Annotated in this window: 13 protein-coding genes and 1 pseudogene; 5 read left to right on the top strand and 9 right to left on the bottom strand. The window is 65.8% G+C overall.

All coding sequences use genetic code 11. The features are described 5' to 3' along the window. The first annotated feature begins 133 nt into the window (after nt 1-133). On the top strand, nt 134-1,390 hold the full coding sequence (locus FK529_RS06135) for a L,D-transpeptidase (RefSeq protein WP_146560106.1): 1,257 nt from the start codon (nt 134-136) through the stop codon (nt 1,388-1,390). A 67-nt stretch (nt 1,391-1,457) separates the two neighbouring features. Here the strand turns inward: FK529_RS06135 and FK529_RS06130 are convergent, their stop codons facing one another. Then, a complete protein-coding gene (locus FK529_RS06130) occupies nt 1,458-2,576 on the bottom strand; it encodes a prolipoprotein diacylglyceryl transferase family protein (RefSeq protein WP_158635062.1) in 1,119 nt (372 codons plus the stop codon). 221 nt (nt 2,577-2,797) lie between these two features. Here FK529_RS06130 and FK529_RS06125 point away from each other — a divergent pair, with 221 nt between their 5' ends. Next, the gene (locus FK529_RS06125) at nt 2,798-3,334 is read left to right on the top strand and encodes a hypothetical protein (protein ID WP_019201637.1); all 537 of its coding nucleotides are present in this window, start codon (nt 2,798-2,800) and stop codon (nt 3,332-3,334) included. Between the two features lie 195 nt (nt 3,335-3,529). On the opposite strand, the gene FK529_RS06120 is transcribed toward FK529_RS06125, so the two are convergent. Both FK529_RS06120 and FK529_RS06115 read right to left on the bottom strand, forming a co-directional pair. Next, nucleotides 3,530-4,501, bottom strand: a complete 972-nt coding sequence (locus tag FK529_RS06120; protein WP_019201638.1) for a M56 family metallopeptidase — start codon at nt 4,499-4,501, stop codon at nt 3,530-3,532. A 57-nt stretch (nt 4,502-4,558) separates the two neighbouring features. Then, nucleotides 4,559-4,924, bottom strand: a complete 366-nt coding sequence (locus FK529_RS06115; protein ID WP_040765956.1) for a BlaI/MecI/CopY family transcriptional regulator — start codon at nt 4,922-4,924, stop codon at nt 4,559-4,561. Nucleotides 4,925-5,207: 283 nt separating this feature from the next. Between FK529_RS06115 and FK529_RS06110 the strand changes: the two genes are divergently transcribed. Further along, entirely contained in the window at nt 5,208-6,698 is a 1,491-nt protein-coding gene (locus tag FK529_RS06110; RefSeq protein WP_126195761.1) for an NlpC/P60 family protein, read from the top strand. Nucleotides 6,699-7,186: 488 nt separating this feature from the next. Here FK529_RS06110 and FK529_RS06105 read toward each other — a convergent pair whose 3' ends face one another. From FK529_RS06105 to FK529_RS06090, 4 genes and pseudogenes are all read right to left on the bottom strand, one after another. After that, nucleotides 7,187-7,651 carry a hypothetical protein gene (locus FK529_RS06105; protein WP_146560105.1) on the bottom strand — a complete coding sequence of 155 codons (465 nt, stop codon included), beginning with the start codon at nt 7,649-7,651 and terminating at the stop codon, nt 7,187-7,189. Nucleotides 7,652-8,102: 451 nt separating this feature from the next. Further along, on the bottom strand, nt 8,103-8,639 hold the full coding sequence (locus FK529_RS06100; RefSeq protein WP_146560104.1) for a hypothetical protein: 537 nt from the start codon (nt 8,637-8,639) through the stop codon (nt 8,103-8,105). 82 nt (nt 8,640-8,721) lie between these two features. Then, a pseudogene (locus FK529_RS20805) lies at nt 8,722-8,958 on the bottom strand (GH-E family nuclease); the annotation flags it as partial. 51 nt (nt 8,959-9,009) lie between these two features. Then, nucleotides 9,010-9,504, bottom strand: coding sequence for a hypothetical protein (locus tag FK529_RS06090; protein WP_146560102.1), 495 nt, complete (start codon nt 9,502-9,504; stop codon nt 9,010-9,012). 866 nt (nt 9,505-10,370) lie between these two features. On the opposite strand from FK529_RS06090, the gene FK529_RS06080 reads away from it, so the two are divergent. Beyond that, on the top strand, nt 10,371-11,456 hold the full coding sequence (locus tag FK529_RS06080) for a polysaccharide deacetylase family protein (RefSeq protein WP_231702939.1): 1,086 nt from the start codon (nt 10,371-10,373) through the stop codon (nt 11,454-11,456). 133 nt (nt 11,457-11,589) lie between these two features. Then, nucleotides 11,590-12,924, top strand: coding sequence for an alpha/beta hydrolase (locus FK529_RS06075; RefSeq protein WP_146560100.1), 1,335 nt, complete (start codon nt 11,590-11,592; stop codon nt 12,922-12,924). On the opposite strand, the gene FK529_RS06070 is transcribed toward FK529_RS06075, so the two are convergent. Beyond that, a complete protein-coding gene (locus FK529_RS06070; protein WP_146560099.1) occupies nt 12,925-13,581 on the bottom strand; it encodes a response regulator in 657 nt (218 codons plus the stop codon). Beyond that, nucleotides 13,566-14,711 (bottom strand): sensor histidine kinase, encoded by a 1,146-nt coding sequence (locus FK529_RS06065; RefSeq protein WP_146560098.1) that lies wholly within the window; start codon nt 14,709-14,711, stop codon nt 13,566-13,568. Before FK529_RS06065 ends, FK529_RS06070 begins: the two co-directional genes overlap by 16 nt. Nucleotides 14,712-14,767: the final 56 nt, after the last annotated feature.

The raw sequence follows: 14,767 nt of genomic DNA, 5'->3' as shown, positions 1-14,767 counted from the left end.
TCGCCGCGCCTGGTACCTGTACCGGCGGAGCGGGTGAGAGTACCTCGCCTGCGGACCTGGCGGGCTCGACCACTCACCATAAAGTACTATGCAAATTAGTAGTTGCGTGATGAGGCGGGTCGAGGGAGGCTGAATGGTTCTGCAACGGCGAACTCTGCTGGCGCGGACGGCAACCGGAATCGGAGCCGTCGCGATCACGTCCGCCTGCGGTGCCGAGCGGGGCGCGGTGCCGCTGAGCGGATCCTCGTCCTCACCGAAACCGTCGGGCGCCGTGCCACTGATCGAGCTGGCGCCGGCCGACGGCGCCGCGGAGGTCACACCCCGCACACCGGTCACTGTGCGTGTCGTGGGCACCGGCGCCCTCGCCGAAGTCACGCTCACCAACGAGGCGGGACGCGCCGTTGCCGGCACGTTGGACGCACCGCGCAAATCCTGGTCGGCCGGTGAGCCCCTTGGATTCGGCCGCACCTACCGCTTGCGAGCGGTCGCGGTCGATGAGGCAGGACGCCGGACCGAACGGCAGAGCACGTTCACCACTCTCGCGCCACAGGCGCAGGCGACGATGGAGCTGGCAACGACGGCGGGCACCCCGGTCGGCGAAGGGCGGACCTACGGTGTGGGGCTGGTGCTGGTGGCGAAGTTCGACACCGACATCGCAGACCGCGCCGAGGCAGAACGTCGTATGAAAGTCACCTGTACACCCGCGGTCGAGGGAGCGTGGTGCTGGGTCTCGAATACCGAAGCGCATTGGCGACCTGAGAAATACCACACGCCGGGCACTCAGATCACCGTGGACGCCGCGCTATACGGTGTCCGCCTGGGCGAGCGCCTCTACGGCGCCGAGGACGTGCGTGCCAGTGCGACCATCGGCGCCTCGCATGTCTCGATCGCCGACGACGCGACCAAGACGGTCACCGTCTACGACGGCGGTAATCTCGTCCGTGCGATGCCCACCTCCATGGGCATGGGCGGCAGCGAGATCATCAACGGCAACACCATCAGCTTCTGGACCCAACGGGGCATCTACACCGTGATGGACAAGGCGAACCCGGTGGTGATGGACTCGTCCACCTACGGGCTACCGATCAACTCGCGCTTGGGGTACAAACAGACGATCAACTACGCGACACGGATCAGCACAGACGGTATCTACCTGCACCAACTCGACAGTTCTGTGTGGGCGCAGGGCAACACGAACACTTCCCACGGGTGCCTCAACCTCAACGGTGACAACGCTCGATGGTTCTTCGACTTCTCGGTCCCCGGCGACATCGTCGAAATCCGCAACACTGGCGGCGCACCTCTCGAGCAATGGCAGAATGGTGACTGGAGTGTGCCCTGGCAGCAGTGGACCAAAGCCAGCGCCCTGGCGTCGTCGGAAGGCCGCTGACCAGGACGGAGAATGGGCGAGGCAGTCCGGATCTGTCTGAGCACATCCCGGTAGCCCCGCCGACTCGTCACAACGTCATCACCCATATCGCCACCGCGATCGCGGCCGTAGCACCTGCTGCGACTGCGGTACGCCCCCACCGAGTGTGCGGGTCGGAGCGCAGCGGAAACAGCACCTGCCGGACCAGCGCGTAGGCAGCGAGTCCGATCACGAAGATCGCTCCCGAGTGCCGGACGCCCAGGAACAGGAATTCGGCCCCTATCGCCAGCGTCCCGCACGCCGCAGCTTCAAACAGCTGCACCGGATAGCGTGAAGCGGCCACCCTCCGATCCGATGACCACAGTGACCACCGCGACACGGTGACCTTTCCAGCGCAACAGCCGGTCAGCCAACACCCCGGCCTCCCGACGGCCATCCCTGCGAGCAGTGCCGGGGCAGCAGAATCGAGCACCGCGCCCCATGACAGTCCGATCGCCGGCGCCCCCATCACCAAGACCACCGCGGCAGCGGCGTTGAACCCCTGAATGCAGGCTCCGGAGGACAGCAGCTTCCGTAGCGGCATCCGATGGATTGCCAAGAACCACAACCGCGCGCCGAGAAACCCCACAGCACAGGCCACACCGCTGATCCCCACCGCCGCGAATGCAGAGCCGCCAGCGAGGGAGACGTTCACTGCCATGAGCGCGACCGCGACGACAGCGCCGAGCCCCACCAGCAGCGGCCAACACCACGCTGCCACCGCGGGCCCGTGTGCCAGAGGCGCGAACACCGTCCGGACCCGCATCTGCTGGTCCGGAAGCTTCATCTCGCCCGCCAGCTCGCCCGCCTGCGTCGCAGCCGGTGTCCACGCTGCTCGCACCCGAATATCCCACTCGCCTGCCGGGATCCCCGATAGCCGCTCGGTCACAGCGACCGGCCGCCCGCGGGCCGCCGCGAGACTGACATCGCGCTGGCAGGTGAATCGCCCTTGCGTATCGTCGGCCTCGGCGCCGATCCGTAGGCCCTCGTACTGCATCCGGAGCGCACCGGGAGCGCTGACCGCGTCTAGCACGTACGTAGCGGACAGTCCTTGTGGCTCCGCTTCGTTCACTGGGTCGCAACCGCCCACCGGACCGGTGATCGTCGAGATCCTCTCCGACGCCTGCACCGCGTCATGCCGCACCGGCGCGCCGACGGATTCGGTCACCGTTGGAAGGCCCACGTCTGGATCCGGCACGCTAGAGAGATGTTTCATCGATCAGGCCTCTCCCGAGATTGAGCTACTAACACGCTTAGTAGGTAACTACTATGTTGAATAGTAGATGAGGGGCGGGCAGGCCCGCCACCAAGAACTACTATGTGATCTAGTAGTTATGCTGAGTTCGAGGAAAGACAAGCGCGAGGTGAGGAGGGTGCACTGTGAGTGGTATGAACCGCAGGGCGGTCATTGGACGGGTGCGGTGGTGGCACGCAGCGGCTGGCGGTGCGCTGATCGCACTGGTGATCGCGATCCCCTCCCGAGTGCTTCCCAATCCTGTCTTCACCCGGATGACGCCGGTGCGCTGGTGGGACTACCTCGTCCTCGTGGTGGTGACCGTTCTCGCGGCCGCCTGGCTGGCAGCTCCGGTGGTGGCCGGGTGGAATCGTGGTGCTGTGCGAGGCACTTCCGGTGTGGTCCTGTCGACGCTCGCGGTGGGGTGCCCGTTGTGTAACAAGGTCGTCGTCGCGATGTTGGGCGCGTCGGGAGCGTTGACGCTGTGGGCGCCGCTGCAGCCCCTGGTTGCTGTCGTCTCGGCCCTCGCCATGGGTGCCGCGGTCGCCACCCGCTGGGGGATACGGTGGTCGTGGCGGGGCGGCGAGCCTGAGCATCCGCTACAGGTGAGCGAATGCCCCGCCGGGGTGTGCGACCCCTCGGCGAAGATGCCTGTGGCTGTGGACACGACCGCCGGGCATCGGCATTCGTGACTCGTCGAATAGCGGCACCGGAGCGTAGTGGCTCAAGGACGTAGGCGCTCGGGACTCGGTGTACGGTCGCTGAAATGCGACTCGTGGGTCGCACTCGCTAGTCACGATGAAGCGTCGCAGCGGATGTTGCTGCGCAGTTGGCCCCCCGGGGAACAGGCAAATCTCTCTGTCACGCTGCGCCACGGGCGCAGCGGGCTAGAGCGCTGGGCAGGAAATAGCGGACACGACGAGGGCTGCAAGCGCCACCGTAGCGGCTGATCCCAGGGCGGTGGCCGCGGCGACCGCGCCGCAGTGGCGCACGCGAGCACTGCGGCTCGCTGCGGGGAGCTGTAGGCGGCGGGCCCGCGCCGAGGTCGCGGTGGTCGCCATCGCCAGAGTAGGGCCCCGCCCGGCTGTCCCTGATCGCTGCCGCACCGATTGTGCGGAGGCCATCTGCAGCAGGGCCCGGTGTACCGTGGCCGCCCCGCAACGGCGTGCTGCTGCTCCGTCAGCGATCGCCTCGACCAATTCCCGCACGGCGCTCGGGGCGTTCCGGCACAGCGGGATCGGGCGCAGGACCTGCCCGATGACCTCAGTGATGGCAACGATCAGGTGGTGGCGACCGCGGAGGTGTGCGTGCTCGTGTGCCAGCACTGCCGCCAGCTCGGAGGGTGCCAACAAGGTCTGTAGGCCGCGGGAGATCACCACCATCCCGCCCCTGGGTGCGGCGATGGCGAATGCCAAGGGGGCGTCGTGCTCGAGGCACCACACTCGGCCGTCCCCGGCGGCTGGACTGGCCACCAGCCTTATTCGGTCGCAATGCAACGTCGCGACCGCCCGCCGGCGCGCGAGGACGAAGACGCAGCGCACGCCGGAGATCACGACGGAGCCCGCAATGAGCGCGGCTAGTGCGGCGCCGGTCGCCCGGCGTCCCTGCGGCACGGTGCCATGGACCGCCAGGGACCAGCAGTCTCCGAACGCAGTGGTTACCGAGTAGTCTGCGTGCAGCGGCAGCAACAGTGCCACGATCGCTAACGCCGTCAGCAGTCCAAGCATTGCCAGCGCTCCCACCCAGCCGATGAGCAGGGCAACTGGATCGAGCCGCGTACGCCCCGCGCGGGTGAGCAGCACAGGTCCGGCAGCCGCGATCGCAGCCGCCGCGACGACCAATGCCGCGAACACCGTCATCGTGTACTCATTCCCTCCATCCGGGTCCGGATTCGGATCTCGCGCACCGGGCTTAGTCTATTGCTGCCGTGACCGACGGCGTAGTGCCCGCCGGATGACCTTTGATTCCTCGTCCGACGCGGACTCGGTGAAGTGCAGCAGCACTGCCTCAGGATCGCCGGATGCATCCAGCACGTCACGCAGCGCCTGGGTCGCAGCCTCCGCGCGGCTGAGTGTCGGCTCGTAGAAGTAGGCCTTGCCGACCTTCTCGCGTTGGACCCACTGCTTGCGGTGCAGGTTGTCTAGAACCGTCATCACCGTGGTGTAGGCCAGTGCCCGCCCGGTGTCGAGGGCATCGACCACCTCCTGCACCTTCAAGGCGTGCTCACTGTCCCAGAGCACTTGCATGACCGCGGATTCCAACTCACCAGGCAAGGGTCGCACTCCTCCTTAGTACTATCGTGGATAGTAGCAGGATCTTGATTGAATCTTGAATACCGCAGGCCAACCCCATTGTAGGTGGCAGTTAAGGCTCTGCATCTGCTCGATCACCGCTTCCCTCTGTGGCGTCTGTGACGTACGGTTCGGATGGTACTCAAGGGGTGCCGGTGCGGCGCGTCAAACTTTGCGTAAAAAGATTGCGCACCAACAATATTCCGCTTCTGATCCCCTCGCGTGGGCGCAACCTCCCCGCGGGGGGCGGTCGGCTCGTTGAAGGAGATGTTCCGTGGTGAATCAGCATCGATGGGCGTCTGGAATGCAGCGGGCGGCGGCGGTGACGATCGTGGCTGCGATCGTGGTCGGCGGAGCGGATCCTGCGTGGGCGCGGCACGTGGGAGACGACCCTCGAGCAGGTCACTCGGTCGCGGTGGTTCCTTCGTTGATCGTGCGCCTTGCGGACTTTGATCAGCAGATCGCGGCTTTGCAGAACGACGTTGACATTCGGCGGCAGTCGGTGAACAAGGCGGTGATCGACGTGGCGTTGGCCGCCGACGCTGCGCGGGCCGCGACGAATGCAGTAGTAGTTGCGGATCGGGAGGCCGTGGCTTCCGACCAGGCAGTGGATGCTGCTCAGCGCAGGCTCGATGAGATGCTCCGCGCCGCCTACATGCAGGGGAACACCTCGGGCGGGGTCGCGGATGCTCTGACCGCCCCGGATGGGCAGACGGCGGTAGACCGCACTGCGGTTCTTCGGCGCGTTGCTGCCGCCCAGGCAGGTACTGTCACCGGCCTCAATGACGCCCGGCGGCGGGCGCGATCGAGCCGCGATGCTGCGCGGATCGCGAAGATCTCCGCGGATGCAGCGGCTGGCGCGGCTGCCGACCGCCGCACCCGAGCGCAGGGGTCGGTGGCCCAGACCCTGGAGGCGCTGCGTTCGGCGACCGATCAACGCCGACGGTTGGATTTGCGTCGGCAGACGGCCGCAAGGGCGCTCGCCGAGGCGAAGGCGAAGTCCGGGGATGCCGCAGGTCAGCAGCGGATCTATGACCAATACGTCGTCAGCGAACAGCAGACAGTGACGGTGCCTTCCTCGCAGCCGGCTCCTGCACCGGCGGCACCCCCGAACGCAAGCACACCCGTAGCGGCTCCTTCTGCGGCACCGGCAGTGTCGGCGCCCGGGGGGCCACCGTCGGCCGCGACCGCAGCGTCGTCGTTGCTCGGGCAACTGAGCAACCTGTTCGGGTTCACGCCGCAACCGCAGACCGCATCCCAGGTCCCGGCTCAAGCGGCAGCCCAGGTGCCTGCAATCCAGGCACCAGTAGCGCCTGTGTCAGTCGCGTCGATGTCGGGCAAGCAAATGATTGACACGGTCATTGCCCGGGGCCTGTCGGTGGTCGGCACCAGATATTCCTGGGGGGGTGGTGATATCAACGGCCCCACCGTCGGGGTCCGCGACGGCGGCGTTGCCGATACCTTCCGTGACTTCGAGAACCCGGGATTTGATTGCTCGGGCCTGACGCTGTTCGCATTTGCTGCCGTCGGCATCAAGCTCCCGCACTACAGCGGCTACCAGTACAACATCGGCAAGAAGGTTCCGCTCGCTGAGATCAAGCGGGGTGACCTGATCTTCTTCGGCCCGAATGCGAGCCAGCACGAAGCGCTCTATCTGGGTGACAACCAGATGCTTGAGGCACCCGAGTCCGGATCGACGGTCAAAGTATCGCCGCTGCGCACCGACGGCGCGATGCCCTACGTGGTCCGGCTGATCAATTCGTAGACCCAGTTCTAGTTACGACCTGTCGAAGGCTGTGGGAACGGTACTGCTGCTGGAGTGGGAGTCCGGCGACGGCCTGAATGCTGTGGTGGAAATGCCATGTTGCTGGGACTGGCGAGATGCCAACTCCGTGGGACTGCGTGATGCAGTGCAGGTGAGAAGGCTGACAGTCGCCAGGTAGGTCGGGACCCTACATCGTTTCGCCGGGTTCGGTGAATCGTGCGATGCGATCGCTTGGCCTGCAAGGGGTTCGACGTGGCAAGCAGGTCAGGACCACGATCAGATCCAAGGACGGCGGGCTGGGCCGACTAGTACAACAACCGGCGACTGCACTCCAGCCTTGGCATGATGACCCCAGGGGAGTACGAGAACACCCACTACGCGGCCCTCACCCGAGAGCCGCACCCCGTATAGGAGCGGCACGAAACCTGGGACGGTTCAGGTCCTCACTGCCTCCGCCAGGTGGGGCGTAGCGTTCGCTATCTGGCAGGCTATTGCTCTGCTGAAACGTCAAGTTCAAAGGCCCCGCTGTCGTCGGTGAAGTGAGCGACGGTGCCTGGGACGGCGTGGGTGAGGTAGCCGGCGGTCCACGGGAACTTCTCCAGGTACAGTCCGCACGTCCACGCCTGGTAGTTGCCGGCGTCAGCGAGGTATTCGGGCGACTCGGCCCCGGTCGTGGAATTGAAGATGTCGACACCGTTCTCAACCCGGTCGCAGGTGACCCAGATCGGCGGGTACTGCTCATGCAGCTTGGTGACGAGGATCGGCCGGTCGGCGATGTCCGCCGCCGTGGGATACACGGTCGTGTCGCGGGTGACATCGAGCAGGTTGTTCAGGTCACCTGATTCGGTGACGAGCTGGTCGAACCCGCGGCCGGTGACCACCCAGGATTCCGGGTAGGTCAGCAGGCGGATGGTGAGCACTTGCCCGATCGGCGTTCCGGTCTCGTCCCGCACAACATCAAAGGAGTCGCCGTATCGGGATGCGGTAGCTGCTAGGGCGTAGATGCTGGTGCCATCCAGAAGGGGGGGCACTGTTGCGCCACGGAGCTGCCTGGGCCCGCGAGAGGCTTCCGGCGGCTAGGTCGTCACACAGGTTCTGCAGCACTACCAGTGCGGCGTCCTGTTGCCCGTCGAGGACCTCGATCGCGAACTCTGTGGGCAGCTGTCCGGCTGGCGGCGCTATCCTCGACGCCCCGCACGTCAGGACCGTCACCACACCAGGTACGTCTGGTGCAGGCTTCTCGAGCAGCAGCACCGATCCGCCGATCTTCTGCTCCCATACCCGCGGCGCCACCCCCAACACACGGAACATATGCCGAGCGATCCGCTCATCAGCCTCCGTCAACGCCACCACAACACCCCCGCCTTCCTTACAGTCACTCGCTAACCAACTTGAAAGTCACTGCTACTGTCTCGCTTCGTGCGCCTCAATAACCTCGGTTAAAACTTTCCTATGCCCCCACCGTAACGATCCATCATCATTCCGGTAATGAAACTCCGGAAACTCCAACAACACCTCATACATCGGGATCTTCTCCTCCTCCGTTAAAGACATATTCATCAGCAGCGCAGTGACCGGAGTGCTACCCTCCATACCCTTTGAATGATGATACAAGTTCATGTCAGCCCCCTCCTGCAGAAGACGTCGCAGCAGTGGCGCATCCTTCGCCGGAACGAGATGCTTGTTGCCCAGGAAGATGTTGAGGACGTTCAAATTGTTGTCCACGTAGGGCACGTTCACGCCGTCGTCAATCAATTGATTGCTGATCGCCACCCGCGCATCCGCGTCCTTATTCCCCACGGACAACCACAGTAGCGTGCGGTCAGCAGGAAGGTAGCTGGCTACGGTTTTTTGGTAGTCGGTTCCTGAATAGGATTCCATGAATTCCTTGTAGGTCCCATGTCGGGCGGTCCAGACAGGTGTATCGGGCGGCTCACTCATGTTGTTAATTCTACCTGTATCGGGTCGCATATTTCAAGGAAAGGGGCGGTTTGCGCGCCTCCGAGTGGTCCGTTTTCTGTAGTTACGGACGTGGCGGGAGTGGGGTCCTATCTTCGTCTATGTGGGAACTGTTTCGCTCAGGGGTGGAGGCTTCGTAGAGATCGGTGTCCGTGTATTCTTCGAGGAATTGCTTCTCAGTGATGCCGCCGTTCTCTGGGCCGCGCATGTAGGCGTCGTGAAGCTTGCGGTATTCGTCGCCTGTGGTGTGGCCCATGTCCCAGGGGCGGGGTTTGTCGCCGGGTTTCCATTTGACGAGCCGGTGATCCGGCTTGGTCGATGGAGGCTAATTCCACGATGATTCGCATACCTATCATTGCATCCCTAGGTAGACTTTTCCAGCAGCTCCAACAAAGGAGATCATCGCAATTGGCTCATCATCCAACCTTGGAGTCTCCGCATTTAATTGCGAATTTTGCATGAAATAAAATCTATCAGTGCCCACGCACGTAAAATTAGGAAGCTCCCCGAGGCCGTGACTTTGGAGCCAGTCACGCAGCGCCTCAGGATCGGCGCCGTTCGCAATCGACTCATTCTCTTGGGCGTCTAGGACTTTTCCGTATGTTGTGATCTCGTCGAGCACCATCCTCGATGGATCAAAGATATATACGGCACTTCCCCTATCGCGGGCCGCGCCTTGAGACTCCAGTAGGAACTGGACGCCACGCCAATCGCCTGCGAAACAATACGCATTTGGAAGATGCTCCTTGAGCATCGAACCTACCAGCACCGACATCTGTGCGGCCGACCGGCTGTCGTACACTTGGTAGGCACCGTGCGCGAGGGAGATATAGCAGTCTTCTGGCATGTCTATTACCCTTCAGTCTCCGACAAAAGTTTTATCTCCTGGATTCAACCCCTGCTTCTTATGGCCTTATCGATCAGGCTGCCGATGTTGGTGTTGCCTTGAGGGTTGAGTAACTGGAAGTTTCGGGCACATTTTTTCCGTCGACCTGCAGCTCTACTGTGCAGTCTACGTGTGTGTCCTCGCCCGACGATCCCGCTGACGTGAGCTCATCTGCCCGACGCAACTTGCGGACGATCTCCTCCGCCGAATGCCTCTTCCGACCAGCCACACCGATCATTGTCCTAACCTTCCTGGGCGATCACGGACTCAGAACCGGGTGGACCGATCTATGGGAACACGCCACCTACACTTGTAGTTGAAGTCTCTCTTCTTCCCGCTATTGACCCGACTCGACGTCGTCGTGCGGTCTGGGTGCTGCCCCATGCCGTGACCATGTGCTCGACGGTGCGGGTGGGCGCGCCGTGCACCTGAGCCTCGATCACCGCGTGCGGGGTGCGGTCGGTCCGCCGCAGGGCTGGGCACCGCAGCCAGGTGGCGGGGAAATCAGCCGCTCGTGGGGAGCAGACCACCATGCTCCGTTCCTAGTGTCAGTCGCGTACTAGCCGCCGGAATCCATTGCCGGACGGTTCAATGCCGTCTGTCGCGAGCAAGGAGAGAACTCGGTGTCGAGTCCACGTCGTCGGGACGCCCCACCGGGGTCGAGGCTTCTGCAGCGGACCACTCCAGCACGGTGCGATGGGGCACCGTGCGATCAGTCGCCGCCCCCCGGCGACGGGGCCACCGGCGCCGGCGGCGGACGTCGAGCCTGGACAGCGTCACGACTCCTCGCCGCGCTCCTGGTCGCTGCGACCGTCGCGGGGTGCACGGTGAACACCGCGTCGAGCGCCGACGCTCCGGAGGGAGCGGGCGCGTCCGCACCGGCGAAGTCGAATCGAACGCGGACCGCGTCGAATCTTCAGATCAAGCGGCTGTCGATCGGTGAGAAGCCCCCGCAGTTCGTCCTGTTCTCCTTCGACGGCGTGGGGGCATCGCCGAACTGGGACCGTTTCCTCGATGTCGCCCAGGCGAAGAACGCCCGCTTCACCGCGTTGATGACCGGTCTGTACTTCCTGACCGATGCCGCGAAGACCCGGTATCAGGGGCCAGGGCATCGCCCCGGCGAGGCGTCGCTCGCGTTCGGTGGCACTCAACGTGAAGTGCGGCAGCAGATCGATCACCTCAATCGAACGTGGGCCGCGGGACACGAGATGGGAACCCATTTCGTGGGTCATTTCTGCCACGGCACCGGATACCCGGGACAACGGTGGACGGCGAAGGATTGGAACCACGAGCTCGATCAATTCTTCGCGCTGATGAGCAACTGGCGCAATAATACCGGCATCAGCGACGGTGACGATCTGGCGTTCGATTCTCGAGCGGTGCATGGCGGCCGTACGCAGTGCCTCGAAGGCTCGCCGCAGACTCTCTTTCCAGCTCTGAAGTCGCATTCGATGACCTGGGATTCCTCGTTTCCGGCGCAGCGCCGCGGTGTGGTGTGGCCGACGAAGGTCGATGGCATTTGGGAGTTCCCGATTCCGTATGTGTACTCACCGACGTTGCGGAGGGCGCAAACCGCACTGGACTACAACTTCTGGGTCACCTTCAACGGCGCGAACAACGCCCCGGGTGAGGCGCCGAAGATCCGCGAAATGGTGCGAACGACGTACCAGTACATGTACCGGCGCGCGTTCGAGGGCAACCGCGCTCCACTGGTGATCGCGAACCACTTCAACGAGTGGAGTGGTAACGCCTTCAACCCTGCGACGGCAGATTTCATGACCGAGGTGTGTGCGCAAACCGATACCCAGTGTGTGACGCACGAAGACCTCGTTCGATGGATGGAGGCACAGGATCCAGCCGTGCTCGCAGCGCTGCAGGCACAACCGCCTGTCGCGGGCGACGCCGTGAGCTGAGCGTCTTCGGCCCGGGCGAAAGCCCCGCTGATCGGCTTGGTACAACAGTCCCGTCGAATACGCCGCGGGATGTACGCGGAACCGATCCGCAGGCCGATGTCCGATGCCGCCCGGCGGCCTACCGTCTACTGACGTGACCGCTGCACCCAGGACCGGACCGACGGGCCGGACCGCCCTCCGTCCGCTGCGCCGCATCGGCGCCGTGATCCCCGCCCTGCTCAGCGGTGTGCTGGGCGTGGCCGCCGGAGGCGTGGTGATCCTGGCGGTGGCGGCCATCGTTCCGCAGCCGGTGGTCTTCCTCGGCGCGGGCGCAGTGACGGTGTTGGTGGTGACCGCCGTAGTGGCCCGCGTCGCCGTCGCCGTCGATCTCCGTCGCGCCCGGCGCGGCTCGCGCGGCTGGCGCGCCGCGTGGATCGCCGGTGCGGCGTGGACGGCACTGGTCGCGGTGGGGTTCGGGCTGCTCTTCCTGCGGCCGTTCCCGCCGATGCAGCAGGTTCCGGTGCCGGCCGACGTCCAGTTCTGGCAGCTGGCCGATGGATCCCGGCTGGCGTACCGCGCCAGCCCCTCCACGGCGGCGGACCGCAAGGCCACGCCGGTGATCTTCCTGCACGGCGGGCCCGGCACTCCCGGCGAAGGTTTGCCGTATGGAACGCAAGCGCTGAACGCGGCCGGCTACGACGTCTACAGCTACGACCAGATCGGCGCCGGTCGATCCACGCGACTGGACGACGTCACCGGGTACACCGTGTCCCGCAACGTCGAAGACCTCGAAACGATCCGGAAGCTGATCGGGGCCGAGCACATGATCCTGATCGGCCAGTCGTGGGGCGGGTCGCTGGCGGCGCAGTACCTTGCGGCACATCCGAATCGGGTGGCGAAGGTGGCCTTCACGTCGCCCGGAGAGATCTGGCCGGGTGCACGCCCGGGATCGGGCGCCTCACCCTGGGGCGGGCTGACCGGAGCGAACAAGAAGCGCTACGACGAGCTGACGTCGGATTCACGCTTCCTGCTGCAGGCGGTGCTGCTGACGAACAGTCCGCAGGCGGCGCATCGCCTGGTGGGCGACGCGGAGTCCGACTCCCGGTTACACGAGATCGCCGTGGCCGGCCGGGACCTGGGCCGTTGCCCGGGCGCGCCGCGAGGGGAGGGCGAGGTGCATCAGAACCCCCAGGGCTTCTACACCAACCAGCTCACCAACGCCGACTTCGCGGTGATCGCCGACCCGCGGCCGGTGCTGCGCACGGTTCGCACACCCGCGCTGATCCTCCGGGCGGAGTGCGACTACGTCCGGTGGACCGAGACCCGCGAGTACCGCGACACCCTGCCCGACGCGACGTTGGTGTACATCCCCGGCGCTGGTCACAGCATCACCGCAGACGCCGGTCCGGCGTACCTGCGGTCGATCCTGGGTTTCCTGGCCGGCGAGCCGCTGGTGTCCTACACCGGGGCCGACGACCCGGCCGGGTGATCAACCGGAGCCGACGAGTCCCGATCGGTAGCCGATGATCACCAGTTGCACACGATCCCTGGCGTCGAGCTTGGCCAGGATCCGACTGACGTGGGTCTTGGCCGTGGCGGGGCTGATGTGAAGCTCGGCCGCCAGCTCGGCGTTGCTCAGTCCCTCGGTGACCTTGACGAGGACCTCCCGCTCCCGCTCCGTCAGGTCGGCCAACCCGGGGTGCGGCGTCGCCGAGCGGGCGGGCGGCGTCCACGTCTCGGCGATCCGGCGGGCGATCACCGGCGCCAGCAGTGCCTCGCCGGCCGCGGCGGTCCGAATGCTCTGCAGGAGCGCCGGAGCCTCGAAGTCCTTGAGCAGGTAGCCGCTCGCGCCGTACCTCAGCGCCGCCATGACGGAGTCGTCGCTGTCGTAGCTGGTCAGCACGATGACCTTCGTGGCGACCAGCTCCGGGTCGTCGGCGATGATCCTGGTTGCCGTCAGGCCGTCGCCGCCCGGCATCTTGAGGTCCATCAGGACCACGTCCGGACGCAGGCGGCGGGCCAGCTCGACGGCGGTGGAGCCGTCCCCGGCCTCCCCGGTCACCGTGAGGTCGGGCTCGGGCTCGATCAGCGACCGCAGCCCCGATCGGGCGAGCTGGTGATCGTCGACGATCAGGACGGTGAGCATGCCCGGTCCTCCCTGGGGACTTCCGCGATCACGTGAAAGCCGCCGCCGGGTGCTGGGCCCCAGCGCAGGCTGCCTCCGACGAGGGCCAGGCGCTCGCGCATCCCGCGGACGCCGTACCCCTCGACCAGGTCGCCCGGAGGCGGTCCCGTGCCGTCGTCGGTGACGCTCAGTCTCAGTCGGTCCGCCTGCCAGTCGAGCTCGACCCGCACCGAGCCCGCGTGGGCATGACGACGGGCGTTGATCAGTGCCTCCTGAGCCACCCGGTAGAGCGTACGGCCGGTCAGCGGGTCGCAGCTTCCCGGAGCTCCGCTCACCGCGAATGTGGCCGGCGGACCGTCGATCCCGCTCGCGTGGACGAGTCCGGGGAGATCCTCGAGGCTCGGGACCCGGCCCGGCTCGATCTCCGTGCCGCGCAACAGCCCCAAGAGCTCCCTGATCTCCCGGGACGCACCTCTGCTCGTGGTGTGAATCCGCTGCAAAGCCGCCTTCGCCTCGTCCGGCCGGCTGTCGAACAAGTGCAGGCCGATACCGGCCTGCATCGACACCGCCTCGACCGACTGGGCGATCAGGTCGTGCAGCTCCCGCGCCATCGCGGCCCGCTCGTCGGCGATCCGCCGCTCGATCGCCTGCCGCTGCTCGGCCCGCTCGGCAGCGGCGCGCGCCAGGAACAGTGAGCGGCGGAAGCCGACCGCGCGGCCGATGGCGAACGCGAGCGCCAGCCAGGCGGCGGTGGCGATCACGCCTCCCGGCTCGTGATCCAGCAGCCACCCGGCGGTCACGAAGGCGGGGGCGGCCGCGACCACGACCCAGGCGGCGGCCCGCCACGGCCGTTCCCCCGCCGCAACCGTGCCGATGGCCACCGCGAACGCCAGCACGAACGGACCCTCGAGCAGGGCCGCGATCGGCGTCACCTGGCCCGCGAAGCCCAGCAGCCCGATGACCAGCAGTCCCGTGACGGGAAAGCGCCGCCGCCATGCCAGTGGGAGGCTGCAGAGCAGTCCGAACCCGGCGACGACGAGCCGGTCGGACGGGGTCGTGGGATGACCCAGGAGCGTGGCCACCCCGAGCGCCCACACCGCGGCCGCCACCAGCGGATCGGCTCGACGGAGGAGACTCGACCTGAGGGACATGATGCACCGAGTGTAGAGAGCGACATGGCCCCCGGCCGGTCAGCGGATCGTCCCGC

The sequence above is a fragment of the Tsukamurella asaccharolytica genome (assembly GCF_007858435.1).
GTDB classification, from domain to species: Bacteria; Actinomycetota; Actinomycetes; order Mycobacteriales; family Mycobacteriaceae; genus Tsukamurella; species Tsukamurella asaccharolytica.
This window is presented reverse-complemented; position numbering and strand designations above follow the sequence as displayed.

Coding starts and splice junctions, on each gene's coding strand:
- FK529_RS06135 (WP_146560106.1), top strand. CDS start 134: ATGGTTCTGCAACGGCGAACTCTGCTGGCGCGGACGGCAACCGGAATC.
- FK529_RS06125 (WP_019201637.1), top strand. CDS start 2,798: ATGAACCGCAGGGCGGTCATTGGACGGGTGCGGTGGTGGCACGCAGCG.
- FK529_RS06120 (WP_019201638.1), bottom strand. CDS start 4,501: ATGACGGTGTTCGCGGCATTGGTCGTCGCGGCGGCTGCGATCGCGGCT.
- FK529_RS06100 (WP_146560104.1), bottom strand. CDS start 8,639: ATGAGTGAGCCGCCCGATACACCTGTCTGGACCGCCCGACATGGGACC.
- FK529_RS06090 (WP_146560102.1), bottom strand. CDS start 9,504: ATGCCAGAAGACTGCTATATCTCCCTCGCGCACGGTGCCTACCAAGTG.
- FK529_RS06070 (WP_146560099.1), bottom strand. CDS start 13,581: ATGCTCACCGTCCTGATCGTCGACGATCACCAGCTCGCCCGATCGGGG.
- FK529_RS06065 (WP_146560098.1), bottom strand. CDS start 14,711: ATGTCCCTCAGGTCGAGTCTCCTCCGTCGAGCCGATCCGCTGGTGGCG.